Genomic DNA, 23,758 nt, shown 5'->3' on the forward strand with positions numbered 1-23,758 from the left:
GGTTGTCCACAGTGCTCCGCTCCGGGGGCGTCCGGCGTCGGTGGTCGCCGGTAGCGTGGAATCCGGGGGCCGGAGGCCGCCCGGGGTGACCGCGCCTCAGAGGTGTCGCGCCATCAGCACGTCGTCGACCAGCTCGCCGTTCAGCAGGAACTCGCCGCGCAGCACACCCTCGACGACGAACCCGCGGCGCTCGTACAGCCGCCGCGCACCCGCGTTCCCGCCGAGCACCCGCAGCGTCAGCTTCCTGGCCCCACGCCGGGCCGCGTCCGCCGCCGCGGCCTCGATCAGCGCCCCGCCGATCCCCCGGCCCTGCACGGCCGGGTCGACGGCCAGCTCGTTGATGCTCAGCACGTGCTCGTGCGACTCGATCGGGATGGCCTGGCGCACCAGCACGAACCCGCTGACCTTGCCGTCGACCTCGGCCACCAGGTAGTCCCCGGCGTTCCTGCGGTCGTCGAAGAACGACGTGCGTTCCTCGCGGGCCGGTGGCGGCGCCGGCGACACCGACGTCGTCCACGTCGCGAAGTCGATCTCCAGCAGGCGGGCGTCGTCGTCCTCGCGGGCCCTGCGGATGTCCACGGTCACCTCGTGTTCCGTTCGAAGACCAGGCGCAGCCCGAGCAGCGTCAGGTCGGGGCGGTGGTCGGTGATCGTCTCCGAGTCGTCGACCACCAGCGGGGCGAGGCCGCCGGTCGCGATCACCGTGACCTCGCCGGGATGGGCGGTGCGGTGCAGCTCGTCGACGATGCGCCGCACGAGCCCGTCGACCTGGGCGGTGAAGCCGTACATGATGCCCGACTGCAGGCACTCGACGGTGTTCTTGCCGATCACCGACTTCGGCCGCACCAGCTCCACCTTGCGCAGCGCGGCGGCCCGGGACGCGAGCGCGTCCACCGAGATCTCGATGCCGGGCGCGAACACGCCGCCGAGGAACTCGCCGCGCGCGGAGATCACATCGATGTTGGTCGACGTGCCGAAGTCGACGACCACGCACGTCGTCTGGTGCAGGTGGTGGGCGGCCAGCGTGTTGATCACGCGGTCGGCGCCGACCTCCTTCGGGTTGTCGACCAGCAGCGGCACCCCGGTCTTCACGCCCGGCTCGACGATCACGCGCGGCACCACGCGGTAGTAGCGGCCCAGCATGACCCGCAGCTCACGCAGCACCGCGGGCACCGTCGACAGCGCCGAGACACCGGTGATCCCGTCCGCGTGCTCACCGAGCAGCCCGCGCATGGTCAGCGCCAGCTCGTCGGCCGTCATCTGCGGGTCGGTGCGCATCCGCCAGTCGCGGACCAGCTCCTTGTCCGCGTACAGGCCGAGCGCGATGTTGGTGTTGCCGACGTCGATCGCGAGCAGCACCGGGTCAGCTCTCGGACTGCAGCAGCGCGTCGAGCATCGCGGCGTCGGCGGTCTCCGCCGGTGTCGTCGCGGGCTCCGCGCCGCTGACCAGGCCGTGCCCGTCCGGCACGTGCCCTGGCACCGAGCCCTTGTCGACGATCGAGTTCGTCTCGTCGACGAACACCACGCGCGGCCGGAACGCGGCCGCCTCCGCGTTGTCCATCACGCCGTACGCGATGAGGATGACGATGTCGCCGGGGTGCACCAGGTGCGCGGCCGCGCCGTTGACGCCGATGACGCCGCTGCCCCGCTCACCGGTGATCACGTACGTCTCGAGCCGGGCGCCGTTGGTGACGTCGACGATCGTCACCTGCTCGCCCGCCAGCAGGTCGGCGGCCTCCATGAGGTCCTCGTCGACGGTCACCGAACCGACGTAGTGCAGGTCGGCCCGCGTCACGGTCGCCCGGTGGATCTTGGACTTCAGCATCGTGCGGAACATGTCAGTCCTCCCCCTGACCAAGGAACACCTGGGTGTTGTCGATGAGCCGCGTCGCGCCGACCCGCGCCGCGACCAGCAGCCGGGCCTCCCCGTGCGCAGGCGCCGGACCGAGGTCGGCGCCGCGCAGCTCCAGGTAGTCGACGGTCACGAGCGGCTCCTTGTCGAGCACCGCCCGCGCGGACTCCAGCACGACCTCGGCGCCGCCCGCGCTGACCCTGGCACCCGCGGCGAGCGCGGCGGACAGCGTGACCGCGGCGCTGCGCTGGTCGCCGGACAGGTAGGCGTTGCGGGAGGAGCGGGCGAGCCCGTCGGCGTCCCGCACGATCGGCACCCCGATGACCTTGACGTCGAGGTTGAGGTCGCGCACCAGCTTCCTGACGAGCGTGAGCTGCTGGTAGTCCTTCTCACCGAACACCGCGTAGTGCGGCTGGATGATCGTGAACAGCTTCGTCACCACGGTCAGCACTCCCGCGAAGTGACCGGGCCGGGACGCGCCCTCCAGCTCGCGGCCCAGCCGGCCGGGGTCGACCGTGATCTCGGGACCGCCCGGGTACATCTGCTCGCGTGCGGGCGTGAACGCCAGCTCGACGCGTTCTTCCTCGCAGATCCTCAGGTCGTCCTCGAGCGGGCGCGGGTAGCGGTCGTAGTCCTCGTCCGGCCCGAACTGCAGCGGGTTGACGAAGATCGACGCGGCGAGCACCGTGCCCGGCAGCCTGCGCGCGGTGCTCATGAGCCTGCGGTGCCCGTCGTGCAGCGCACCCATCGTGGGCACCAGGGCGATCTTGCGCCCGACGGCACGCAACGCGCGCGCGGTGGCCACCATGTCGTCCAGTCCACTGTGGACGTGTAGCTGGCCGGGGGTGAACCTCGGCGTCATCGGCGATCCTCTCGCTCCAGCGCGGCGAAGACGTCGGGGGCCAGGTCGGCGCGCAGCAGCCCGCTCTCCCGCGCCCGTTCCGCGGTCCGCGCGGCGAGCGCGCGGTAGGTGGGCAACATGTCCGGGGCGTGCTCGCCAAGCACCCGCAGGTGGGCCCGCACGGTGCCGGCGTCGCCGCGGGCGACGGGACCGGTGAGCGCGCGGTCGCCGTGCCGCAGCGCGTTGTCGAGCGCGGCGGACAGCAGCGGGCCGAGCATCCGCTCCGGGTTGTCCACACCGGTGCCGCGCAGCAGGTCCGCGGCCTCCGCGACCAGCGTGACCAGGTGGTTCGCGCCGTGGGCCAGCGCGGTGTGGTACAGCGGGCGGGCCGAGTCCGGGATGCGGACCGGCTCGGCGCCCATCTCCACCACGAGCGCCTCGCCGACACTCCACGCCGCCTCGTCGGAGTCGCCTGCGGTGATGCCGAAACAGCAGGTCGGGAGGCGTTCGAGGTCCTCGGCGCGGCCGGTGAACGTCATCACCGGGTGCAGCGCGAGGGGCAGCGCACCCTGTTCCTGCGCCGGTGCGAGGACGTCGACGCCGTGCGCGCCGCAGGTGTGGACGACGATCTGCCCCGGCCGCAGCGCGTCCGCGGCGGCGAGCCCGCGGACCATGCCGGGCAGCGCGTCGTCCGGCAGCGCGAGGACCACCAGGTCGGCGGCGCGGACGACGTCGTCGGGGGCGATCAGCGGGACGCCGGGCAGCAGTTCCTCGGCGCGCTCGACGGACTCGCGGGAAACGCCGGAGGCGGCGACCACCGTGTGCCCGGCGCGTGCGAGGGCCGCTCCGAGCACCGCCCCGACGCGTCCGGTGGAGACCACACCGACGGCAAGGCGCGCGGGCCGGTTCATTCCGCCTCCCTGAACATCTCCCGACGAAAGCGTAACTTCACCTGGACGGGGTTCTGGCGGGCAGGTCGGCCTTGGCGGCGTGCAGGACCATGACGAGCCGTGCCTCACGGTCGGCGGCGTCCGAACCCGCGAGTCCGAGATGGACGGCGTGCCACAGGAAGGCCAGCTCGGTGACCGCCGCCTGGTACGCGCCGACCGCGCGGGAGGCGGCCCTGCCCTGCCTGCGTCCGGCGCGGACCCGCCAGTTGCGGCGGGCGGTGAGCGTGACGAGCCGCTTGACGTTCACGGGGTCGACCCAGCCGCGGTCGACCATCGCGGGCAGCGCGCTCGCGACGATCCGCTGCTCGCGGCGGCGGTGCCAGCTGACGAGGAACACACCCGAGATGAAGATCGGGACCATGACGAGGAAGTACACGTTCAGGAACGTCTGCGGCGTGCCGAGCGTCGCGGCCGCGTTCCACAACGCGTGCAGCAGGACCGCGACGAGGTAGCCCGCGAGCGGCGCGACAACGCGCAGCCAGCGGCTGGACGTGCGCACGGCGATGCCGACCCCGATGCCGATCATGGCGGTGAACAGCGGGTGCGTGAACGGCGAGAGCACACCGCGCAGGATGAACGCGGTGACCACGCCGCCGGTGCCGGGATCGCCGAACCCGTGGTCGGCGAACGCGCGGCCGAAGTAGTAGATGTTCTCGGTGAACGCGAACCCGGCTGCGACGAAACCCGCGTAGACCACACCGTCGACCACACCGTCGAACTCGTCCCGCAGGAAGTACATGATGCCGAGGACGAACACGCCCTTGAGCGCTTCCTCGAACAGCGGCGCGGAGATGATCGCGCTGACCTTGTCGCCACCGCCGTACCCGAGCAACGCGTCACCGACGGCCGCCGCGGTGTTGTTGACCAGCAGCGCGGTGATCGCGGCGACACTCGCACCCCACCCGAACGCGAGCCACAGCATGCGCGCCGGCTCGGGTTCCCAACGGTCGATCCACAGCAACGCGGCCACGATCGACCCGACCGGAACGAGCGCGGCGACGATCCCGACCAGCTCCGCGACCAGCCCGACCCGAGCGGTCGACATCGCGAGGAGGGTGAGCCCGCAACCGGCGAGAAGCACGAGCCCTGCAACGGGCAACAACACGGTCTGCCGACGCGGTGTGTGCCGATGCGGCGGCCGGGCAGGGTGCACGGGGTCACCCTAAGGCCTGCCCGTTTTGCACGAGTGCGGTGCCGTTGTCCACAGCCGACGTGGTTATCCACAGGTTGGCTCCTGCCCCTTGTTTTGTCGGTGGGGGCCGGTAGACTGGCATGGCGGGACGCCCCCGGGTTCGGGTGGGGGTTGCGTTCCGGGCGGTTTGCTTGTTTCGCAGGTCGGTGTTCGGTTTGGCGGGTGGTTTGTCCTCGCCGGACGGCAGGTCTCGGGGGTGGCGGAGGGGCATGTCGGCGGCGGTTTAAGCGGGTCTGCCTGCCATCCCGTCGACCTCCCTACGGGCTATCACACCGCGCCAAGGGGGGCCTTTCCGCGTGTTGTGATTCGGGTGTTTGGCCCCCCTTGACACGGCGTGATCGGGCGCTGCCAGGTCGACGGGATGGCAGGGAGCCCCTTTGTGGTGGGCTTGCGCCACCGTTGGGGTTGCGGGCCCGCTGCGCGGGCAGGTTTCCCGCTACTTTCCGCTGCGCGGGCCGGGCGCGGAGCGCCCTGGGTTTGGTGCTGTGAAAGGCGCGTTGACGGCGTTGGCAGTGCCGTGAAAGGCGCATTGACGGCGCTGAGCGCCGTGAATGGCCCATTGACGGCACCGGTTGTGCCGTGAACGCGCCTTTCACGGCACCGGTTCGCCTCCTGCGGGCGGCCCCGCAGGGGCGCTGCGCGTCCGGCGCCGCCGCGCTGTGCGGGCGCGCGGGCGCCATGGCCTACGGGTTGCTTCGGGCTGTCGGCGACGCGAGTGCGGTGCCGTCCAGCTCGTGGTCATTCCTCGCGGCGGCGTCTGCGGCGGGGGCTCGAGTCGATGCCGTGGTTGGCGAGCAGTTCGCTCACCGAGCGGCCCGCCGAGTGGGAACCGGACGACTCGCCCACCGCTTCCTGCCACGACGGCTGGCCCTCGGCTCGGCGCCTGCGTCCGCCGCCGGACTCCTCCACCGGCTCGGCCCGGTGCCTGCGGCCCGGGGCCTCCTCCGACCGGTGCTCCGCGCCGCGCCTGCTCGGCCGGTCGTTCAGCACCGGGTCCGGGGTGCTCTCCGGCTCCGGCGGGACCGGTGGCACGTACGCGCGGCTCGAGTACGTCGGCTCCCCGTTGGGCTGTGGCTTGTTGTACTGCGCGAGCCAGCTGGTGCGCTCCGCCTGGCTCGCGAAATGCATGTCCTTCTCCTCGCGCCGCGCCTGCCACGACGGGGCCCACTCCGGGTCGTTGTCGTCCCACCCCGGCGCGGGCCTGCGCTGCGGCGGCGGGTCGGCGGGGCGCTGCTGCTCAGCCCTGCGCGGCTGCTCCGCACGGCGCTTCGGTTCCTGGCCGCGCGGCGCGGGTGCCTGGACCGGCGTGGAGCCGGAGTCGGTGAGGCCCTCCGACACGAACCAGCGGTCGGACATCTCAGCCGGGTGCTCCACGAACCGCGTCGGCTGCTCCTGCTGCCGCGCCGCGGCGGGCGGGGCCTGCTCCGGCCGCTTCGCGGGCTTCACCGGCTCGCGTGGCTTCGTCGGCTTCGCCTGCTTCGTCGGCTTCGCCGGTTCACGCTGTTTCGCCGGCTTCACCGGTTCGGGGGTCGGCCAATCGGTGCGGGCCGGGCGCTCCGGGCGACGGGGCGCAGGCGGCGGGCCGGCGCCCGCGGCCTTGGGCTCCGGGCGGTGCTGCGGCTGCTCGCGGTGGGGCTCGCGGCGCGGCTTGTGGTGCACCTCGCGGATTCGCTCGATCAGCTCGGTCTCCGCCTCGCGCACGACCGGCGGGACGACGATGTCCGGCTGCTCGGAACGTGCGGCGGGCAGGCGCTTGACGTCGCCGGGCATCGCGAGCGAGCGGTCGTCACCGAGCGAGCGCATGCGGGTCGACTCGGCGCGCAGCGCGTACCGCTCGACGAGGAACTCGCCGCCCAGCAGGCTTTCCAGCGTCTGCCGCATCTTCGACAGCTCGTCGCGCAGTACCGCCAGGTCGTCGCGCGCGTCCTCCTCCGCCTGCCGTTTCGCCTCGGCGGCGACCTCGAGCTCGTACTCGCGGCGGGCGGCGACCTCGCGTTCGAGCTCCAGTTCGTAGACCTTCTGCCGCTCGGCGGCCGCCTCCCGCTGGTCGGCCACCTGCCTGCGGTACTTCGCGGCGAGGAACGCGCCGCCGAGTGCGGCCCACAGTGCGGCGACGATGCCGATGCGCAGCCATTTCTGCTCATCGGTCAGCACCAGCAGAGCCGTGGCCCCGAGAGCGAAGAGCACAGCGCCCGCGAGGAGCACGCGCCCGACGGCCGAGCCGACCTCAGGCTCGTCGGAGGAGTCGCGGCGGGCGTTCATGGGACACACCGTACCGGTCCGTTATAAGGACGAGACCATTACGATTCGCAAAGGATGTCAGGCCGCTGATCCGGAATGCGGCTCGGGCGGGTGATTGTCCTGGTCATCCGGTGTCCGGCAGCACCATTCCAGCCACAGAGCGGCGGCGATCAGGAGCGCGGAACACATCACACCGACCAGTGCGCTGGGCAGATCGTCGGCCGCTGCCGTGATCTCCGACCGTCTCGGCAGCACATAGGCGAGCACCCCGAGCCACGCGCCGGACATGATCGCGCCGAGCAGTGACGACGCCTTCGCGAGCGCCACGGCCCGCGCCGCGGTGAGCGGCTGCAGCGGCCTGCCCTCGCGCGGGTTGCGGATGCGGGTGCGGATCGAGAACCCGAGCACGGTCTCCACGACGGCGAGCACCAGCAGCGTGACACCGGCGAACGTCGGCAGCGGCGGCAGCTGTCCATAGAGGACACGCACCAGCAGGTGGACCAGCGCCGCGGTGACGAGCCCGACGAGGACGAGATCGCGGGCCCGGGTGAAGTGCATGCCGCCACGGTACCGGCGAGAATTGACTCTCCAGTTACTGGAAGGTCCAGCATGTCGCCCATGGGGTTCCTGACGATCGGCGAGCTGGCCAGGCGTACCGGCCTGACCACGCGCACGATCCGCTTCTACTCGGACGAGGGGCTGCTGCCACCCGCCGACCGCACGCACGCGGGCTACCGGCTGTACGACGGCGAGTCGCTGGCGCGGCTCGAGCTGCTGCGCACGCTGCGCGAGCTGGGGCTTGGCCTGCCGGAGGCGTCGGCGGCGCTGGCTGGCCGGTCGTCCGTCGCCGATCTGGCCCGCAGGCACGTGGAGCTGCTCGACGAGCAGATCCGGGTGCTGCGGCTGCGGCGGGCCGTGCTGCGGGCGATCGCGAGAACCGAGGCCGAACTGGATGAGGTGCGACTGATGAAGAACCTGGCGACGATGACCGACGCGGAACGGGCGGCGCTGATCGACGAGTTCTGGGACGAGGTGAACGCGGGCCTCGACATCAACCCGGACTTCGACACCTTCATGCGCTCCGCGAAGCCGGTGCTGCCGGACGACCCGAGCCCCGAACAGCTGGCGGCGTGGATCGAGCTGGCGGAGCTGGTGCGGGACAAGGACTTCCGCGCCAGGATCCGCGCGATGAGCGAAGGCCACTCCGCGGCGCGGGCGGCGGGCGAGACGATCGAGGAGCCGTCCGAGGAGGCGAAGAAGCAGTTCATGGAATGGACTGCGAGGGCCGCGGCGGCGCGGGAGGCCGGCGAGGACCCCGGGGCGGCGACCGGTCAGGCACTGGCGGCGGAGATCGTGGCGGTGTTCGGGATGTCCCGCGCGGAGGCGGCGGAGCGGATCGAGCTGGGCACCGACACCCGCGCCGAGCGCTACTGGCAACTGATGGCGACGATCAACGAGTGGCCCCAGTGGCCGACGCAGGTCCCGAACGCGGAATGGCTGGTGGCGGCACTGCGCTGCTGACCGACCTCCGCTCGGAGGAGCATGCCCTGAAAGGCGCGTTCAGGGCGCTCAACGCCCTGAACGCGCCTTTCAGGGCATGGCAGCCGCGGCCAATCCCGCGGGCCGTTACGGCACCAGGAGCAGGTCCCTGCGTTCGTGGACCGCTTCGCGGTCCTCGGCCGGGAGGGCTGCCAGCAGGTCGGTCACCCGGCCGTGGCCGGGTAGCTCGGCGGCCGGGTCCACCGCCAACCACGGGATCAGCACCGTCGCGCGGGCCGGGGTGCCGGGGTGGGGCAGCAGGAGGTCGGGGTGGTCGCTGGTCACCCCGGCCACCGTCACCACGTCGACGTCCAGCGTGCGGGGGCCCCACCGCCGCTCGCGGACCCGGCCGGCCGCCGCCTCCAGTGCCTGGCCGCGCCGCAGCCAGCCCCACTCGTCGATCTCCTGGGACGACACCACCAGCACCGCGTTGAGGAAGTCCGGCTGGTCGGTCACGCCCCACGGCGCGGTCTCGTACACCGGCGACACCTTCGCCAACACGTCCCGGAAGCCGTCGACCGCCAGGCGCAGGAACGCGAGCCGGTCGCCCTGGTTCGAGCCGAGTGACAGGACCGCTGTCGTCATCCCAAGCGCTTCCTGGACCGGCGGACCGTCACCGCGACGTCGGCGAACGTCAGCGGGATCGGGGCGTCCGGCTTGTGGATGGTGACTTCCACCGCGTGCAGACGCTCGTCCCAGCGCATGATGTCCTCCGCGGTTTCCGTCGCGACCGTCTCGATCAGGTCGCGGGGCGGACCGCCGACGATCTTCGCGACCCTCGACGCCAGCGCGCCGTAGTCCAGGGTGTCCTCCAGCGCGTCCGTCGCCGCCGCCCTGGTCAGTTCCAGCCACCCGGTCACGTCGACCACGAAGTCCTGGCCGTCGCGTTTCTCGTGGTCGAAGACGCCGTGGTGCCCGCGCACCCGCAGGCCCGTCAGCGTGATGCGGTCAGCCAAACGCCTCCACCACCTTCACCGCGTCCAGCGACCGGCGCACGTCGTGCACCCGCACGCCCCACGCGCCGGCCCGCGCCACCAGCGCCGAGATCGCCGCGGTCGCGTCCTCCCGGCCGTCGGGTGGGCGGGGCACGCCTTCCTTGTCCGCCAGCAGGGTGCCGAGGAAACGTTTGCGTGACGCTCCCACCAGCACCGGGAAACCCAGGGCCTGCAGCACGTCCAGCCTGCGCAGCAGCGCCCAGTTGTGGTCGCCTTTCTTCGCGAAGCCCAGGCCGGGGTCCAGCACCAGCGCGTCCGAGGACACCCCGGCCGCGAGCGCCGCGTCGACCCTGGCCGACAGCTCGTCACGCACGTCGGTGACCACGTCGTCGTAGCTGGCGAGCAACTCCATGTCCCTGGAGCTGCCGCGCCAGTGCATCAGGATCCACGGCACGCCCGCCTCCGCGACCACGCGGGCCATGTCGGGGTCGGCCAGGCCGCCGGACACGTCGTTCACGATCGCGGCGCCCGCCTCGATCGCCGCGGCGGCGACGTGGGCGCGGGTCGTGTCCACCGACACCGCGACACCGGCCGAGGACAGACTCCGGACCACCGGCACGACCCGCGCGATCTCCACGTCCGGCGCCACGCGGTCCGCGCCGGGCCGGGTCGACTCGCCACCCACGTCCACCAGGTCGGCGCCGTCGGTCCACAGCTCGACGCCGTGGGCGAGCGCGTCGTCCAGGTGCAGGTAGCGCCCGCCGTCGGAGAACGAGTCCGGCGTGACGTTCAGGACGCCCATCACCGCGCAGCGGCCGGGACGCGGCAGCGCGGTGATCACCGGCTGCGCCCGTTGATCAGTGCGAGCGCCTCGGAACGGGACGTCGACGAGGACCGGAGCATGCCGCGCACCGCGGACGTCGTGGTGCGGGCGCCGGGCTTGCGGATGCCGCGCATCGCCATGCACAGGTGCTCTGCCTCGACGACGACGATCACGCCGCGCGGGTCGAGCTTGCCCTCGATCGCGTCGGCGATCTGCGAGGTGAGGCGCTCCTGCACCTGCGGGCGTTTCGCGTACAGGTCGACGAGCCGCGCCAGCTTCGACAGGCCGGTGACCTTGCCCTGCTCGTTGGGGATGTAGCCGACGTGGGCGACGCCGTGGAACGGCACCAGGTGGTGCTCGCACGTCGAGTACATCGGGATGTCGGTGACCAGCACGAGCTCGTCGTGGCACTCGTCGAACGTCCTGTCGAGCACCGAGTCCGGGTTCGTGTACAGGCCGGCGAACATCTCGAGGTACGCCCTGGCCACCCGCGCGGGGGTGTCCTGGAGCCCGTCGCGGTCCGGGTCCTCGCCGCATGCGAGCAGCAGTTCCCGGACCGCCTTCTCGGCCCGCTCCTGGTCGAACACCGACCCGCCGGTGTACAGCGGGCCCCGGTGGGACCCGTTAGCCGTCACAGCTTCGCCTCCGGTCGCCGTTCAGGTCCTGGTAGGACCGTTCTCAGCGACCACTATCCCATTCGGGACCGTCACGACGGTCGGAGCCGTCGCGTCGATCCTGGTCGGACGGTCCTGGCTGTGGCTGATCCCACGACGGACGCCACGGCTGGTTGTTGCCGGGAGGCTGCGTGGCCGGCGTCCACCCGGGCGGGGCGCCGTAGTTCGGCGGGCCCGAGTTGTTACCGGGACCGTTCGGCGGCGGGTAGCCACCGGCGGGCGGGTACGGCTGGCCGTAGCCACCGGGCCGCGGCGGCTGACCGTTCGGCCCCGCGCCGTTGCCACTGCCACCAGGGGGCTCCGGGTTCTGCCGCGGCGGACCGCCCGGCAGCTCGCCGCCACCCGGTGCGGTGCGCACCGGCGTCGGTGCCTCCTCCTGCACCGGCGGCCACGGCTCGCCGCGTTCCTTCGCCAGCTCGCCGGGGGTCTTGATCGGCGGCTTGTCCGACGGCGTGCGGCCGCCGAACTCGTTGAACGCGGTGATCCTCGGGCGCTTCTCGACGCCGGCGAAGATCCGCTCCAGGTCCCTGCGCTGCAGCGTCTCCTTCTCCAGCAGCTCCATCACGAGGCTGTCGAGGATGTCGCGGTAGGTGTTGAGCACGTCCCACGCCTCGGTGTGCGCGGCCTCGATGAGCTTGCGCACCTCCTCGTCGATCTCGTGCGCGACCTCGAGCGAGTAGTCCGGGGCGTGGCCCATCGAGCGGCCGAGGAACGGGTCGCCCTCGTCCTTGCCGTACTTGACCGCGCCGAGCCGGGCCGACATGCCGTACTCGGTGACCATCGCCTTCGCGATCTTGGTGGCCTGCTCGATGTCCGACGACGCGCCGGTCGTCGGCTCGTGGAACACCAGCTCCTCCGCGGAGCGGCCGCCGAGCGCGAACACCAGCCGGGCGATCATCTCGGAGCGGGTCATGAGCTGCTTGTCGTCCTCGGGGACGACGAGCGCGTGCCCGCCCGTTCTGCCGCGCGGCAGGATCGTCAGCTTGTACACCGGCTCCAGGTCCGGCATGGCCCACGCGGCGAGCGCGTGCCCGCCCTCGTGGTAGGCCGTGATCTTCTTCTCCTTCTCGGAGATGATCCGGCTCTTGCGTGCCGGGCCGCCGATCACGCGGTCGACCGACTCCTCCAGCGCGGCACCGTTGATCGCGGTGCCGTTCTGGCGGGCCGTGAGCAGCGCGGCCTCGTTGATCACGTTGGCGAGGTCGGCGCCGGACATGCCGACGGTGCGCTTGGCCAGGCTGTGGAAGTCGACGTCGGTGTCGAACGGCTTGCCCTTCGAGTGCACCTCGAGGATCTGCTTGCGGCCCATCAGGTCCGGCGCGGACACCGGGATCTGCCGGTCGAAGCGGCCGGGACGCAGCAGCGCGGGGTCGAGGATGTCGGGCCGGTTGGTCGCGGCGATCAGGATGATTCCGCCACGCGCGTCGAAGCCGTCCATCTCGACGAGCAGCTGGTTCAGCGTCTGCTCACGCTCGTCGTGCCCACCGCCGAGGCCCGCGCCGCGCTGGCGGCCGACCGCGTCGATCTCGTCGACGAAGATGATGCACGGCGCGTTCTGCTTGGCCTGTTCGAACAGGTCGCGGACACGCGAGGCGCCGACACCGACGAACATCTCGACGAAGTCCGAACCGGAGATCGAGTAGAACGGCACGCCTGCCTCACCCGCGACCGCGCGGGCCAGCAGCGTCTTGCCGGTGCCCGGCGGGCCGTACAGCAGCACGCCCTTCGGGATCTTCGCGCCCAGCGCCTGGTAGCGGCCGGGGCTCTGCAGGAAGTCCTTGATCTCGTACAGCTCTTCGACGGCCTCGTCGACACCCGCGACGTCGGAGAACGTGGTCTTCGGCATGTCCTTCGGCAGCTGCTTGGCCTTGGACTTGCCGAAGTTCATGACGCGGTTCCCGCCGCCCTGGACGTTGTTCATCATCCACATCAGCAGGAGGAGCAACAGTCCGAGCGGGATCAGGAAGATCAGGATCTGGGTGAGGAACGACTCCTGCGTGACAGTCGTGTCGAACTCGGTCCTGTTGTCGACCTGGTCCTCGAGCTGCCGGTAGATGTCGCCCGTCGCGGCGGCGGGGAACTGCGTGATGATCTGGGTGACCTTCTGACCGTCCTGGTCGATCGGGTCCTTCAGAGTCAGCTTGAGACGCTGTTCCTTGTCCTCGAGCTCCGCCTTCTCGACGTTGCCGCCGGTGATCTGCGACGTCGCCTTCGACGTTGGCACCTCGGTGTAACCGCGGGTGTCGTCGAACAGCATGCTGATCAAGAAGTAGAGCAGCAACACCACCAGGATCCACACCAGCGGGTTGCGAAGCAGACGCTTGCGGTCCATCAACTTACGGCCGCGGCGCGGCCCGACCCTCCCTGACAGCATGTGATACCTGGCCGGACGAGGCACTCCGGTTCACCCAGGGTACCGCCCATGGCTGGGCACCCTCGCCGCGAAGTGCGTGAGAGATACCCACCTAGGTCCAACGGTGCGGAGGCCGAATCGGTTCCCGCGGCGAAAGCGCAGGTCAGGCTGTGACGGACGCGACCATCTCCCCGATGCGGTGTCTCAGGTTCGCCGCGTCCGCCGGCGCGATCGTGACCCAGTCGTTCTTCGTCTGGGTCAGGTAGCGGCCCGACTCGTTGTCGAACCACGACAGGACCTGGCTGCGGCGGCGGCCACGCATGTCGCTGCGGCTGTTCGCCGCGATCTGCCCGCCCCGCCGGTTGGGCATGGCGGTCAGCTTCGCGAGCGCCTTGCGGGTCTCCTGGTCGCTGGCCCGGCCACCGGGTGCCGCCTTCCCGCCGACGGTCGCCAGCTCGTTCGACGGCAGCGAGATGGAGGTCTCGGTGCCGCGCCTGGCGGGCGGCAGCATGCCGACGATCGCCGACACCAGCCCGTCCCTCGGGATGGGCCGCAGCCGCAGGCCGTCCTTCTGCTGGACCGCCAGCACCGCGGAGCCACGGCCACTCGCGGCGAGCGCGAGCACCGGCTCGGCGCCGGTGTCCGGCAGGAAGACGGAGTCGACGCTCAGCTCCGGGTTCGCGAGCGCCAGCAGCCAGTCCTCCAGCTGCGGCGCCAGCCTGCCCGAGCTGTCCAGCAGCCGGTCCGCGACCAGGTCCTCCCTGATCCGCCGCCGCAGCATGGCGCGACTGTCCACCGTCGCGCCATGCGCGTGGATCTCCAGCGGGTAGGGCGGTTCACCCGCGCCGAGCGCTTCCCAGACGAAGTCCAGTGCGATGGGGCTGATCAGCCGTTCCTGCCGCACGTCACTCGTCGTCCCCGCCGATGACCGCCGGGGCGGTCAGCTGGTCGTTGCCGAAGGTGCTCTCCGGGTCGCCCTCGACGAGGTAGGCGGGCCGGTCGTGTTCCTGGTCGTCCTCGCGCTCGCCCTTGCCACGCGGCGCACCGGCCATGCCACCCGCGCCGCCACGCCCGCCAGGAGCGGTCGTCATGCCGCCGGGACCCGCGCCCTTCGGCCCGGTCGCACCGGTGTTGCCGGCACCGGCACCCGCGCCCGCACCGGCGCCACCGGCACCGCCGCCGAAGCTGCCGAACCCGGCACCGAAGCCACCGGCACCCGCACCGGGCACGGAGCTGGACGGAACGCCGCCCGGCCCACCACCCGGCCCGAAGGACGTCGGTGGTGCCGTCGGGCCCGGGTTGTAGCCGGAGGAGCCGGTGCCCAGGCCGCTGGGCACCGGGGCGTAGCCGCTCTGGTCGGTCTGGCCGTCGTTGCCGAAGAAGCCGCCCTGCTCCCCGTTGGGGCCCGCCCCACCCACGTACGCCCCGGTCGGCGCCCCGGTGTGCGTGCCCCGGTTGTACAGCGACGGGTCGTTCGTGCCCGGGATCGAGACGGTGCCGCCGGAGTAGCCGCCCGCGTCCCCGCCGCCACCGCCGATCCGCTCCTTCGGCGGCACGAACGACGGGGTCTGCTCGTCGACCGCGCTCAGCGCCTGCGTGTAGGCGTTCAGGTAGGAGATCTGCTCACGCTTGACCGCGTCGGCGGCGTCCTTCTGCGCCTTCAGGTCCGCCTGCATCGCGAGCGGCCCACCCGCGACCATGGCGTCCAGGGACTGCTGCTGGTTGAACTCCTTGGGCGGCGGCAGCTTCTTCACCTCGGTAGCCGCGACCGACTGCTGGGACATCTGGACACCCATCAGCTGCGCGGTCTGCCCGGCGACACCAGCCGCCTGCGCGAGCGGCGAGAGCGCACTCTTGGCGGAGTCGGCCGCGACGCCGGACCAGGCACCGTCGAGCGCGTTGACGGCCTCGAAGAGCGCGTTGGCCGCCTCGGCGAGGCTGTTGCCACCGTCGTTGAACGCGCGACCGAGGTTGTCGGCCGTCGACGGCGTGTTGCTCTCGGTCGCCATCGCGTACAGCGCGTTGCTGTCGTAGCTGTCCCAGAACGGGGTGTCCCCGATGACCCGGTCGTCCCCCATCCGCACCTCGGGCGCCAGCTCGGCGGTCCGGCGCTCGTTGATCGACTGCTCGATCTCCTGCGTCGTCGACCTGTCCTCGTCCGGCATGTGGTTCATGACCCGGCGCGTGTCGACCGCCTGGTCACCCGAGTACCGGTGAGTGTCGAAGTGCGGTTGCTGCTCGTTGTTCGGTGCCATTCGGAGCTCCCCCTTACTGGTCCTTCACCCGCGGAATGATCAGGTTCGCGAGCTGGGTCGCCACCTGACATGCGTCGTATTTACCCTCGCCAGCGGACAGCACCGCGGCACTTGAGGTGAACATCTTCCCGCTGGGCAGATCGACCATGACCTCGCAAATAACCGCGGGGTCCGTCTTCAGTGACTGCATCGCGGGCAATCCGTCGATCGTCGTCGGCGTGTTCGTGATGTCAGGGCCCGTGTCCGGATCGGTCGCGCTGACACCCTCCTGGAACCCGACGATCAGACTCATCGCATCCGACCACTTGCAGATGGCGTGGCCGTCGTTGAGGCTGTTGCCCTTCTCGCCTTCCGCCGACCCGCCGAACTGTTGAGCCTCCTCTGGGGAGATCAACTCGCACAACCGGGCCAGTGAGTAGTCCGGTTCCTCCGACTCCGAACTGGCGTTCGTCGTGGCGTCCTCGGACGATTGCGACTCACTCCCGGTCGGCTTCGGCTCCCCCGCTGTCGCGCTGTTGCAGGCGGCGAGGGCAACGAGCATGGCGGCGCTGAGCACAGCCGCCACGGGTCGCACGCGGGCAGAAACCACTACTGGGTCCTGTTGTACGTGGCGGCGTGGAGGTCGTCGGTGTCCACGTAGTTGTTGATGCACTGGTTCAACGCGGTCTCGGCCTTGGCCGTCTGATCCAAGAGGATCTTCAGGGCGGCGATGAAGGAGTCGTCACCGTCGTACCGGCCCACCGACTTGCGAGCCATGGCCACCCCGACGGGGTTCGCACCGATCTCAACGTCCGTCTTGCCGTGCTCGCTCTGGAGCAGCTCAGTGAGTTGGTCCTTGACCTTGCCGAGCTTCGTCAGCGCGTCGGCGGCGGCTTCTGCTTCGATGGAGACCTGGCCGCTCATCGCGGCGTTGCTGAAGGCGCTTACCGCGCCTCCGATTGCCTCGTACACCCTGCGCTCCCCTGGTTACTCGGCGCGCACACCCCTCTTGTGCGGCGCGTGACCGTTGTCGAGATTAACGCACGGGATCACACACGGGGACGCAATCAGCACAAAGGGCCACCCGCTACCTGCGACGAGCACCCACCGTCACTGGAACGGCTACCGGTCGGCTCGGGCGGGACAGCTGGGGTGTGGCCGTCGTTCAGGGCGTTGCCCTTCTGGCGGCTTTCACCTGGTCTGGTTGACCTTGGTCAGTAGTTCGCCGAGGTGGTGGCGGAGGGTCGCGGGGTCGGCCGGGGCGATCGTCACCCAGTCCGTGCCGTCCTGGCCCTTCTTCGTGTAGGTCAGGTAGCGGCCGGTCTCTGTGTCGAACCAGGACAGGACCGGGGAGCGTTTGCGGCCGCCCATCCGGTTGCGGGTGTTGACCGCCAACTGGCCCACGCGCAGTTTGGGTTGTTCGGACAGTGCTTTCAGGACCTGGCGGTCGGTGGTCGTGCGGCCCGCCGGTTTGCCATGGGACATCGCGGTCAGGTCGGCCGCCGGGATGGTGATCGACTGCTCCGTGCCGCGGCGGCACGGCGGCAGCAGCGCCACTATGGAGGACACCACCGAGCTCGGGTCGATTCGCCGCAGGGTCAGGCCTTCTTCGGTCTGCGTCGCCAGTATGGCCTGGTGGCCGTCGCCTGTGGACAAGGCGGACCTGTCCTCGAAGACGGCGTCCACGCTGTGGGTGCCGTGCACCAGCAGCGTCAGCCAGTCCTCTATGTCCGGTGACGGGCGGCCATGGGCGTCCATCAGCCGCTGGTTGCGCAGGTCTTCGAAGACGCGGTGGCGCAGCATGCTTCGCTGGTCCATCGTCTCGCCGTGGGACTTCGCTGCCAGTGGGTACGGCAGTTCGCCTGCGGACAGGGACTCCCACAGGAAGTCCAGGGCCACCGGCGTGAGGAACCGCGTCACGACGAATAGACCTTGGGGTCCAGCGTGCCGATGTAGGGCAGGTCCCGGTAGCGCTCCGCGTAGTCCAGGCCGTAGCCGACCACGAACTCGTTCGGGATCTCGAAGCCCACGTACTTGACCGGCACCTCGACCTTCACCGCGTCCGGCTTGCGGAGCAGTGTGCACACCTCCAGCGACGCCGGGTTGCGGGACGCCAGGTTCTTCAGCAGCCAGCTCAGCGTCAGGCCGGAGTCGATGATGTCCTCGACGATCAGCACGTGCCGGTTCGCGATGTCGCGGTCCAGGTCCTTCAGGATGCGGACCACGCCGGACGACGAGGTCGCCGAACCGTAGGAACTGACCGCCATGAACTCCATCTGCACCGGCACCTGCAGTGCGCGGGCGAAGTCGGTCATGAACATGACGGCACCCTTGAGCACGCCGACCAGCAACAGGTCACCCCGGTCACCGCGCTCCGGGTACTCGTCGGCGACCTGCTTCGCGAGTTCTTTGATCTTGTCCTGGATCTGCTGCTCGGTGATCAAGACGGAGGCGATGTCGTCGCCGTACACCCGGTCCCCTCTCCTGGCTCCCACGCGGTTACCCGAAGCCTGCCACGGGCTCGGCTCACCGCAAAGTTGCCCGGCAACCACACGGCGCCCTGACCCCGCCACTCACCGATCAGCGCGTCCGCCGACCGCAGGTGCGCATCGGTCAATTCGGGCACGCCGACGTCGAGGAGCCACCGGCGCAGCGCCCTGCGCCGCAGCGCCGCCGGTTCCGCCGCCAGAACCGGCACCGCCAGCTCCCCTTCGGTGCGTGCCGACTCCAGGAGCCGGGCCGCGAGTGTGTCCAATGCCTCAGCGTCGTCACGCAGCTGCGCCACGGTCCGTGCCAGCGCGGGCGCCACCCCACCCTGCAGCACGTTCTCCAGCAGCGGCAGCACCTCCCTCCTCAGCCGGACCCTCGTGTAGGCCGGATCGACGTTGTGGGGGTCATCCCACACGGTCAGACCCAGTTCCGCGCACGCTGCGACAGTGGTAGCACGGGGCACCGACAGAAACGGGCGTCCCCAGGGGAGGTCGAGGTCACGCATGCCCGCGATCGAGCGCGGGCCCGAGCCGCGGCCGAGTCCGAGCAGGACTGTCTCGGCCTGGTCGTCCTGCGTGTGTCCCAGTAGTACCAACGGAAACCCGGCCGAACGCAGTGCCAGGTACCGCGCCGAGCGGGCCGCGGCCTCCTGACCGCCGCGCCCGGTCACGGACACGGTCAGCACCTGCACGTCCTCGATCCCCAGGCCGAGCAGCTGTTTCGCCGCGGCCGCCGCCACCGCCGCGGAGCCCTCCTGCAGCTGGTGGTCGACGACCAGGCCGTGGACCGTGCGGTCACTTCGGGACGCGACGTAGGACGTGGCGGCCGCGAGCGCCAGCGAGTCCGCGCCACCCGACACCGCGACGGCGACGTCCCGGACCGGGCCTGCCTTGTCGAGCAGCTGCCGCACCGCCTGCCGCGTGCGGGCGACCGGCGCGAACCGGCTCACCGGCCGTGGACGCGCCGCACCCAGGCCGCGGGGTCGGCGATCTCCGCCCGCAGCGGCACCGTCTCGGGCGACTCCCACACCCGGTTGAAGCCGGTCATGCCGACCTCGTCGACGACGTACCTGGTGAACGCCGCGCCCGCCGCGTACTGCTTGATCTTCGCGTCCACACCGAGCAGCGACCGCAGCAGCCGGTCGAGCACCCCGCCGCCCCGGCGCCGCGCGGTGAAGCGGGCGCGGATCGTCGACACGCTCGGCACGACGGACGGGCCGACCGCGTCCATCACGTGGTCGGCGTGCCCCTCCAGCAGCGTCGACAGCGCGATCAGCCGGTCGAACACCGCGCGTTGCCGCGGCGACTGCAGGACCTCCATCAGGCCGATCGGGCCGGGGCTGCCCGCGTCGGAGTCGCCGGCACGGCTGCGGATCTGCTTGATGATCTCGGGCAGCCGCGTGAACGCGCCGGTCGCCGTCTCGTCCAGCCCGGACAGGAACGACGCGACCTCGCCGGAGAAGTAGTCACGCAGCCACGGCACCGCCGTGAACTGCAGCCGGTGCGTGCACTCGTGCAGGCACACCCACATCTGGAAGTCCTCGGCAGGCACGTCGAGCGCCCGCTGCGCGGCCATGATGTTCGGCGCCACCAGCAGCAGCCGCCCGCCCTGCTGGTCACCGCCGAACGGGTCGTACTGGCCGAGCACCCGGCCACCGAGGAACGCCAGCACCATGCCTGCCTGCACGCCTGCGCTGCCCGCGAGCACGCCACTCATCGAGCGGCTCTGCCCGGCGGGCAGTGCGCCGTCGGTCAGCGCGGCCAGGCCCTCGGCGGCGGCCTCGACCCAGCGGCGCCGGTCGACGACGTCACCGGGGTGCAGCGGCAGGTCCAGGCCGAGACCGGTCAGCTCGCGCACGTGCGTCTCGGCGGCGTCGGTGGCGCCACGCAGCTGCGCGACGGCCAGTTCCGCGTCCTCCATCGGCACGGCGGGCCCCGGCTTGATCAGCTTCTGCGCGGTGGCCACGGCGATGCCCCAGTCCACCGGGGATCTGGTCCCGTCCTGCTGGTCAGCGGCCGCCGCACTCATGCCACCGACGCTACCCGACGGGGTGTGAAACGTCCGTGTCGACGGCACTACCGACAGCCACAACCACGCAACACCGCGGTCACGCCGTCCAGCGCGGGCCGCGCCGATGTCGCCACCGTGCCGCTCGTCAGGAACGCGAACACCAGCGGCCGGTCGTCCTCGTCCAGCACGATGCCCGCCAGCGAGTTGATGCCGGTCAGCGAGCCGGTCTTGGCCCGCACCCAGCCCTTGCCTGCGACCGCGTCCGCCTCGGTGTACCGGTCGGCGAGGGTGCCGCTGCCGCCCGCGACGGGCAGGCCACCGAGCAACGGGCGCAGCTTCGCGGTGCGCGGGTCCTTGCCGTCCGGGCCGGCCGCGACCGCGAGCACCTCGCCGAGCAGCCGGGCGGTCATCTTGTTCTCCTCGGACATGCCGCTGCCGTCCCGCAGCACGGTGCCCTCGACGTCGAAGCCGTTCTGGCGCAGGACATCCAGCATCGCCTTGCTTCCACCCTCGAACGACGGCTCCGCACCCGCCCTGATCGCGACCTCGTGGGCGAGCGTGTCGGCGAGCGTGTTCTCCGAGCGGTTCAGCATGTTGTCGACGAGCTGCGTCACCGGCGCGGAGCGGATCTCGCCGAGCACCTTCGCGTCCGCCGGCGCCTTCTTCTCGATCGAGTCGGCAGGCGCCGCGCCGACGCGGTCGGCGAACGCCTCGACCAGCGTGCGGCCGGGGTCGGTGGTGCGGGGCGAGTAGTTCTCCGTCGCGTCCCCCTGCCGGTCGCCGTCGAGCATGGCGGGCACGATCGGCGCGATGTAGCCGGCGCCGACGTCGGCGGGCAGCCAGCTCGGCGCCAGGCCCGGCGGCGCGTACCGGCTCTGGTCGATGTAGACGGTCTGGACCTGCGTGCCGCCGGCCTTGACCTGGTCGACGAGCTCGGACAGGTGCGCGGCACCGGGGTAGATCGACTCCTCGCCGACCTCGAGCGACGAGATCGTCGGATCACCACCGCCCACGATGATCACCTCGCCGGGCCCTTCGCCCTCGACGACCTTGGTGACCAGCTGTTCTGTCGGGTCGAGGCTGAGCAGCGCCGCGGCGGCGGTCAGGATCTTGCCGGTGGACGCGGGCGTGATCGCGGCGTCCGGGTTCTTCTCGTACAGCGTCTCGCCGGTGGTCGGGTCGATGACGATGCCGTTGACGTTGCCAAGTGCCGGGTCGGCCATGGGGCCGGTCAGTGCCTGCTCGACGCCCTGCCGGGTGGGGCCGGGAGCCGCGGTGTCCGGGCCATGGAGCGCGGGGCTGTAGGAGACCGGCGCCGGTGGCGGATCGATCGCGACCGGGTCCTCGCCGGTGAGGCCGAGCTTGTCGGACAGGCCGGGAACGCCGAAGACGACACCCGCCGCCAGCGCGATGACCGCCACGACCGCGATGGCCGCGATCAGCAGTGGTTTCCTGGGTTTCTTCTCCTCGTCCGGCTCGGCGGGTGGTCCCGGTTGCCCGCCGATGCGCTCGGGGGCGGCGCGGGGCGGTTCCGGCGGTGGCCAGTCGGTGCCGCGGTCCGGTTCGGGGCGGGCGAGGTCGACCGTCGCGCTGTCGGTGTTGCGGGTGCGGCCGGGTGGGTCGTCGCGGCGGATGAACGTGGTCGCGGCGTTGTCGGGACCGCCGGGGCGGCGGAAGGCGGCGCCGTGTCCTGGCTTGGTGAAGCTTGGTGGCGCGTCGTCGTCGCGGGGGTCCTTGACCGGGCGGATGAAGCTTGTCGGGGCGTTTTCCGGGGTCTGGGGGGCGCGTGCGGAGTTCTGGTCGCCGCGGGTGAAGGGGCCCTGCCGGGGTGCGCCGGACCGTGGGTCTTCCTGGCGGGCGCCGTGCTCGGGCCAGACCGTGCCGGGCCGCGCGCCCTCCTTCCGGGTGCCGTACTCGGGCCTTCCCGGTGCGCCGGGCTCCTGGCGGCCCGGGCTCTCGGGCCGCCGGGCCTGGCTCGGCTGCGAGGACTCCTGACGGCGGTTGTCGTCGCGGTCGGCGGGCTGCCGGGCCGGGCCGGGCTCCTGGCGGCCGCTGTCCTCCGGCTGCCACGCCGCGCCGGGCCGCGAGCCCTGCTGACGGGTGCCGTTCTCGGGCCTCGCCGCTGCCCCCGGCTCCTGGCGACCGAGGCTCCCCGGCTGCCGGGCCGGGCCACGCTGCGAATCGCCGTTCTCAGGTCTGGCGGCTGCGCCGGGCTCCTGGCGACCGAGGCTCCCTGGCCGCCGGGCCGGGCCACGCTGGGAATCGCCGTTCTCAGGCCTGGCCACTGCGCCGGACTCCTGGCGGCCAGGGCTCTCAGGCTGCCGGATCGGGTCACGCCGCGGGGCCTCCTGCTGGCCGCCGTGTTCGCGATCGGCGGACTGCCGCGCGTCGCCGGGCTCCTGGCGGGCGCTGCCCTGCGGCTTCGCGGGCTGCCGGACCTCGCCGGGCCGGGAGTCCTCCTGGCGGCTGGTGCTCTCGGCGCTGGTGGGCTGCGTGCCCTCGGGACGGGCACCGCCGTCGGCGCTGTCCGAGTGCTGGCCTGTTCCAGGCTCCTGGCGGCCGGGCTGTCTGGCCGCGCCGTTCGCCTGGTCGGGGGTGTTGCCCGGCCGGGGCTCGTTCTCGGCGGCGGGCCAGGCGGGGTCGGGGTGGGGGCGGGAGTCGGCCTTGGCCGGGTCGTCCGCCTTGATCTGTCTCTCCTGGGCCGCCGACGACGACACCTGCCGGGTGATCTGCCGCTCGGGTTCGGCGTGCGGTTCATCACGCTGCCCGGTGACCGGCGCCGACGGCTCCTCGTGGGGAGGGCTGTCGGGGGCGTCGTCCCTGGCGGCGGGGCGCTCTGGCCTTTCGGGCTGTTTCTGCTGGTCAGGGACGGGCAACTCGTGGGTTGCCGAGTCCTTGGCCGGTGCCGACGAGGTGTCGTCGTCGGTTGTCGGCCAGAGGTCCCCATCCCCGGACTTCGGCACGTGCCCTCCCCAATCGGTAACCAGCAGTGGTCCACACTAGATGGCACCCCGACACGAGCCGATTTGAGCGAGGAAACAGTGGAGTTCGACGTCACGATCGAAATCCCCAAAGGTGTGCGCAACAAGTACGAGCTGGACCACGCCACCGGCCGGATCCGCCTGGACCGGACGCTGTTCACGGCCACCCAGTACCCGGCCGACTACGGCTTCGTGGAGAACACCCTCGGCGAGGACGGCGACCCGCTCGACGCGCTGGTGCTCGTCCAGGAGCCGACGTTCCCGGGATGCCTGATCAAGGCCCGTGCGATCGGCATGTTCCGGATGACCGACGAGAAGGGCGGCGACGACAAGGTCCTGTGCGTGCCCGCTGAGGACCCGCGCACCGAGCACCTGCGCGACATCCACCACCTTGCCGAGTACCACCGGCTGGAGATCCAGCACTTCTTCGAGGTCTACAAGGACCTGGAGCCGGGCAAGAGCGTCGAGGGCGCCACCTGGGTCGGCCGCGACGAGGCGGAGAAGGAGATCGTCCGCTCCTACGAACGGCTCAAGGAAGCGGGCGGCGTCTACCCGCACCACTAGCGTCAGCTTGATCGTCCCGAGACCGGGGTGTGCTCGGCGAGTTGTCCACAGCCGCACCAGTTGTCCACAAGCAAGATCGA

General features: G+C 71.4%; 24 protein-coding genes. 2 read left to right on the forward strand and 22 right to left on the reverse strand.

The annotated features are described in order from the left end of the window. Nucleotides 1–96: 96 nt before the first annotated feature. The 8 genes from ACFPCV_RS12925 to ACFPCV_RS12960 all read right to left on the reverse strand — a co-directional run bounded on the left by ACFPCV_RS12925 (nucleotide 97) and on the right by ACFPCV_RS12960 (nucleotide 7,633). Complete coding sequence (locus tag ACFPCV_RS12925) at nucleotides 97–585, reverse strand: GNAT family N-acetyltransferase (RefSeq protein ID WP_378056355.1); 489 nt, start codon at nucleotides 583–585, stop codon at nucleotides 97–99. Further along, nucleotides 582–1,358 carry a type III pantothenate kinase gene (locus ACFPCV_RS12930; protein ID WP_378056356.1) on the reverse strand — a complete coding sequence of 259 codons (777 nt, stop codon included), beginning with the start codon at nucleotides 1,356–1,358 and terminating at the stop codon, nucleotides 582–584. Before ACFPCV_RS12930 ends, ACFPCV_RS12925 begins: the two co-directional genes overlap by 4 nt. A gap of 4 nt (nucleotides 1,359–1,362) precedes the next feature. Further along, nucleotides 1,363–1,836 (reverse strand): aspartate 1-decarboxylase, encoded by a 474-nt coding sequence (panD, locus tag ACFPCV_RS12935; protein WP_378056357.1) that lies wholly within the window; start codon nucleotides 1,834–1,836, stop codon nucleotides 1,363–1,365. 1 nt (nucleotide 1,837) lies between these two features. Continuing rightward, nucleotides 1,838–2,713 carry a pantoate--beta-alanine ligase gene (gene panC, locus ACFPCV_RS12940; protein ID WP_378056358.1) on the reverse strand — a complete coding sequence of 292 codons (876 nt, stop codon included), beginning with the start codon at nucleotides 2,711–2,713 and terminating at the stop codon, nucleotides 1,838–1,840. After that, nucleotides 2,710–3,603, reverse strand: coding sequence for a Rossmann-like and DUF2520 domain-containing protein (locus ACFPCV_RS12945; RefSeq protein WP_378056359.1), 894 nt, complete (start codon nucleotides 3,601–3,603; stop codon nucleotides 2,710–2,712). Before ACFPCV_RS12945 ends, panC begins: the two co-directional genes overlap by 4 nt. A gap of 37 nt (nucleotides 3,604–3,640) precedes the next feature. After that, nucleotides 3,641–4,747, reverse strand: coding sequence for a PrsW family intramembrane metalloprotease (locus tag ACFPCV_RS12950; protein WP_378056360.1), 1,107 nt, complete (start codon nucleotides 4,745–4,747; stop codon nucleotides 3,641–3,643). 825 nt (nucleotides 4,748–5,572) lie between these two features. Then, the gene (locus ACFPCV_RS12955) at nucleotides 5,573–7,096 is read right to left on the reverse strand and encodes a DUF6779 domain-containing protein (protein ID WP_378056361.1); all 1,524 of its coding nucleotides are present in this window, start codon (nucleotides 7,094–7,096) and stop codon (nucleotides 5,573–5,575) included. A 57-nt stretch (nucleotides 7,097–7,153) separates the two neighbouring features. Next, nucleotides 7,154–7,633, reverse strand: coding sequence for a DUF3180 domain-containing protein (locus tag ACFPCV_RS12960; RefSeq protein WP_378056362.1), 480 nt, complete (start codon nucleotides 7,631–7,633; stop codon nucleotides 7,154–7,156). Nucleotides 7,634–7,684: 51 nt separating this feature from the next. On the opposite strand from ACFPCV_RS12960, the gene ACFPCV_RS12965 reads away from it, so the two are divergent. Then, a complete protein-coding gene (locus ACFPCV_RS12965; RefSeq protein ID WP_378056363.1) occupies nucleotides 7,685–8,596 on the forward strand; it encodes a MerR family transcriptional regulator in 912 nt (303 codons plus the stop codon). Between the two features lie 105 nt (nucleotides 8,597–8,701). Here ACFPCV_RS12965 and folK read toward each other — a convergent pair whose 3' ends face one another. The 14 genes from folK to dacB all read right to left on the reverse strand — a co-directional run bounded on the left by folK (nucleotide 8,702) and on the right by dacB (nucleotide 23,096). Further along, a complete protein-coding gene (folK, locus tag ACFPCV_RS12970) occupies nucleotides 8,702–9,199 on the reverse strand; it encodes a 2-amino-4-hydroxy-6-hydroxymethyldihydropteridine diphosphokinase (RefSeq protein ID WP_378056364.1) in 498 nt (165 codons plus the stop codon). Continuing rightward, a complete protein-coding gene (gene folB / locus ACFPCV_RS12975) occupies nucleotides 9,196–9,570 on the reverse strand; it encodes a dihydroneopterin aldolase (protein WP_378056365.1) in 375 nt (124 codons plus the stop codon). The genes folK and folB overlap by 4 nt, the downstream gene beginning before the upstream one ends. Continuing rightward, nucleotides 9,563–10,387, reverse strand: coding sequence for a dihydropteroate synthase (gene folP / locus ACFPCV_RS12980; RefSeq protein ID WP_465251560.1), 825 nt, complete (start codon nucleotides 10,385–10,387; stop codon nucleotides 9,563–9,565). The genes folB and folP overlap by 8 nt, the downstream gene beginning before the upstream one ends. Beyond that, on the reverse strand, nucleotides 10,387–11,007 hold the full coding sequence (gene folE / locus ACFPCV_RS12985; RefSeq protein ID WP_378056366.1) for a GTP cyclohydrolase I FolE: 621 nt from the start codon (nucleotides 11,005–11,007) through the stop codon (nucleotides 10,387–10,389). Before folE ends, folP begins: the two co-directional genes overlap by 1 nt. A 43-nt stretch (nucleotides 11,008–11,050) precedes the next feature. Next, the gene (ftsH, locus tag ACFPCV_RS12990) at nucleotides 11,051–13,378 is read right to left on the reverse strand and encodes an ATP-dependent zinc metalloprotease FtsH (RefSeq protein ID WP_378056367.1); all 2,328 of its coding nucleotides are present in this window, start codon (nucleotides 13,376–13,378) and stop codon (nucleotides 11,051–11,053) included. Nucleotides 13,379–13,562: 184 nt separating this feature from the next. Continuing rightward, nucleotides 13,563–14,303: an ESX secretion-associated protein EspG gene (locus tag ACFPCV_RS12995; protein WP_378056368.1), complete on the reverse strand. Its 741-nt coding sequence runs from the start codon at nucleotides 14,301–14,303 to the stop codon at nucleotides 13,563–13,565. 1 nt (nucleotide 14,304) lies between these two features. Then, a complete protein-coding gene (locus tag ACFPCV_RS13000) occupies nucleotides 14,305–15,654 on the reverse strand; it encodes a hypothetical protein (protein ID WP_378056369.1) in 1,350 nt (449 codons plus the stop codon). A gap of 13 nt (nucleotides 15,655–15,667) precedes the next feature. After that, entirely contained in the window at nucleotides 15,668–16,219 is a 552-nt protein-coding gene (locus ACFPCV_RS13005; RefSeq protein ID WP_378056370.1) for a DUF3558 domain-containing protein, read from the reverse strand. A gap of 23 nt (nucleotides 16,220–16,242) precedes the next feature. After that, nucleotides 16,243–16,605: a hypothetical protein gene (locus ACFPCV_RS13010; protein WP_378056371.1), complete on the reverse strand. Its 363-nt coding sequence runs from the start codon at nucleotides 16,603–16,605 to the stop codon at nucleotides 16,243–16,245. Nucleotides 16,606–16,824: 219 nt separating this feature from the next. Further along, nucleotides 16,825–17,553: an ESX secretion-associated protein EspG gene (locus ACFPCV_RS13015; protein ID WP_378056372.1), complete on the reverse strand. Its 729-nt coding sequence runs from the start codon at nucleotides 17,551–17,553 to the stop codon at nucleotides 16,825–16,827. After that, nucleotides 17,550–18,104 carry a hypoxanthine phosphoribosyltransferase gene (gene hpt, locus ACFPCV_RS13020; protein ID WP_378056373.1) on the reverse strand — a complete coding sequence of 185 codons (555 nt, stop codon included), beginning with the start codon at nucleotides 18,102–18,104 and terminating at the stop codon, nucleotides 17,550–17,552. Before hpt ends, ACFPCV_RS13015 begins: the two co-directional genes overlap by 4 nt. After that, nucleotides 18,074–19,072 (reverse strand): tRNA lysidine(34) synthetase TilS, encoded by a 999-nt coding sequence (gene tilS / locus ACFPCV_RS13025; protein WP_378056374.1) that lies wholly within the window; start codon nucleotides 19,070–19,072, stop codon nucleotides 18,074–18,076. Before tilS ends, hpt begins: the two co-directional genes overlap by 31 nt. After that, complete coding sequence (locus ACFPCV_RS13030; protein WP_378056375.1) at nucleotides 19,069–20,151, reverse strand: zinc-dependent metalloprotease; 1,083 nt, start codon at nucleotides 20,149–20,151, stop codon at nucleotides 19,069–19,071. Before ACFPCV_RS13030 ends, tilS begins: the two co-directional genes overlap by 4 nt. 47 nt (nucleotides 20,152–20,198) lie before the next feature. Then, a complete protein-coding gene (gene dacB, locus ACFPCV_RS13035) occupies nucleotides 20,199–23,096 on the reverse strand; it encodes a D-alanyl-D-alanine carboxypeptidase/D-alanyl-D-alanine endopeptidase (RefSeq protein ID WP_378056376.1) in 2,898 nt (965 codons plus the stop codon). A gap of 78 nt (nucleotides 23,097–23,174) precedes the next feature. On the opposite strand from dacB, the gene ACFPCV_RS13040 reads away from it, so the two are divergent. Continuing rightward, nucleotides 23,175–23,678, forward strand: coding sequence for an inorganic diphosphatase (locus tag ACFPCV_RS13040; protein WP_378056926.1), 504 nt, complete (start codon nucleotides 23,175–23,177; stop codon nucleotides 23,676–23,678). Nucleotides 23,679–23,758: the final 80 nt, after the last annotated feature.

The organism is Actinophytocola glycyrrhizae, from assembly GCF_042653545.1.
Taxonomy (GTDB): Bacteria; Actinomycetota; Actinomycetes; order Mycobacteriales; family Pseudonocardiaceae; genus Actinophytocola; species Actinophytocola glycyrrhizae.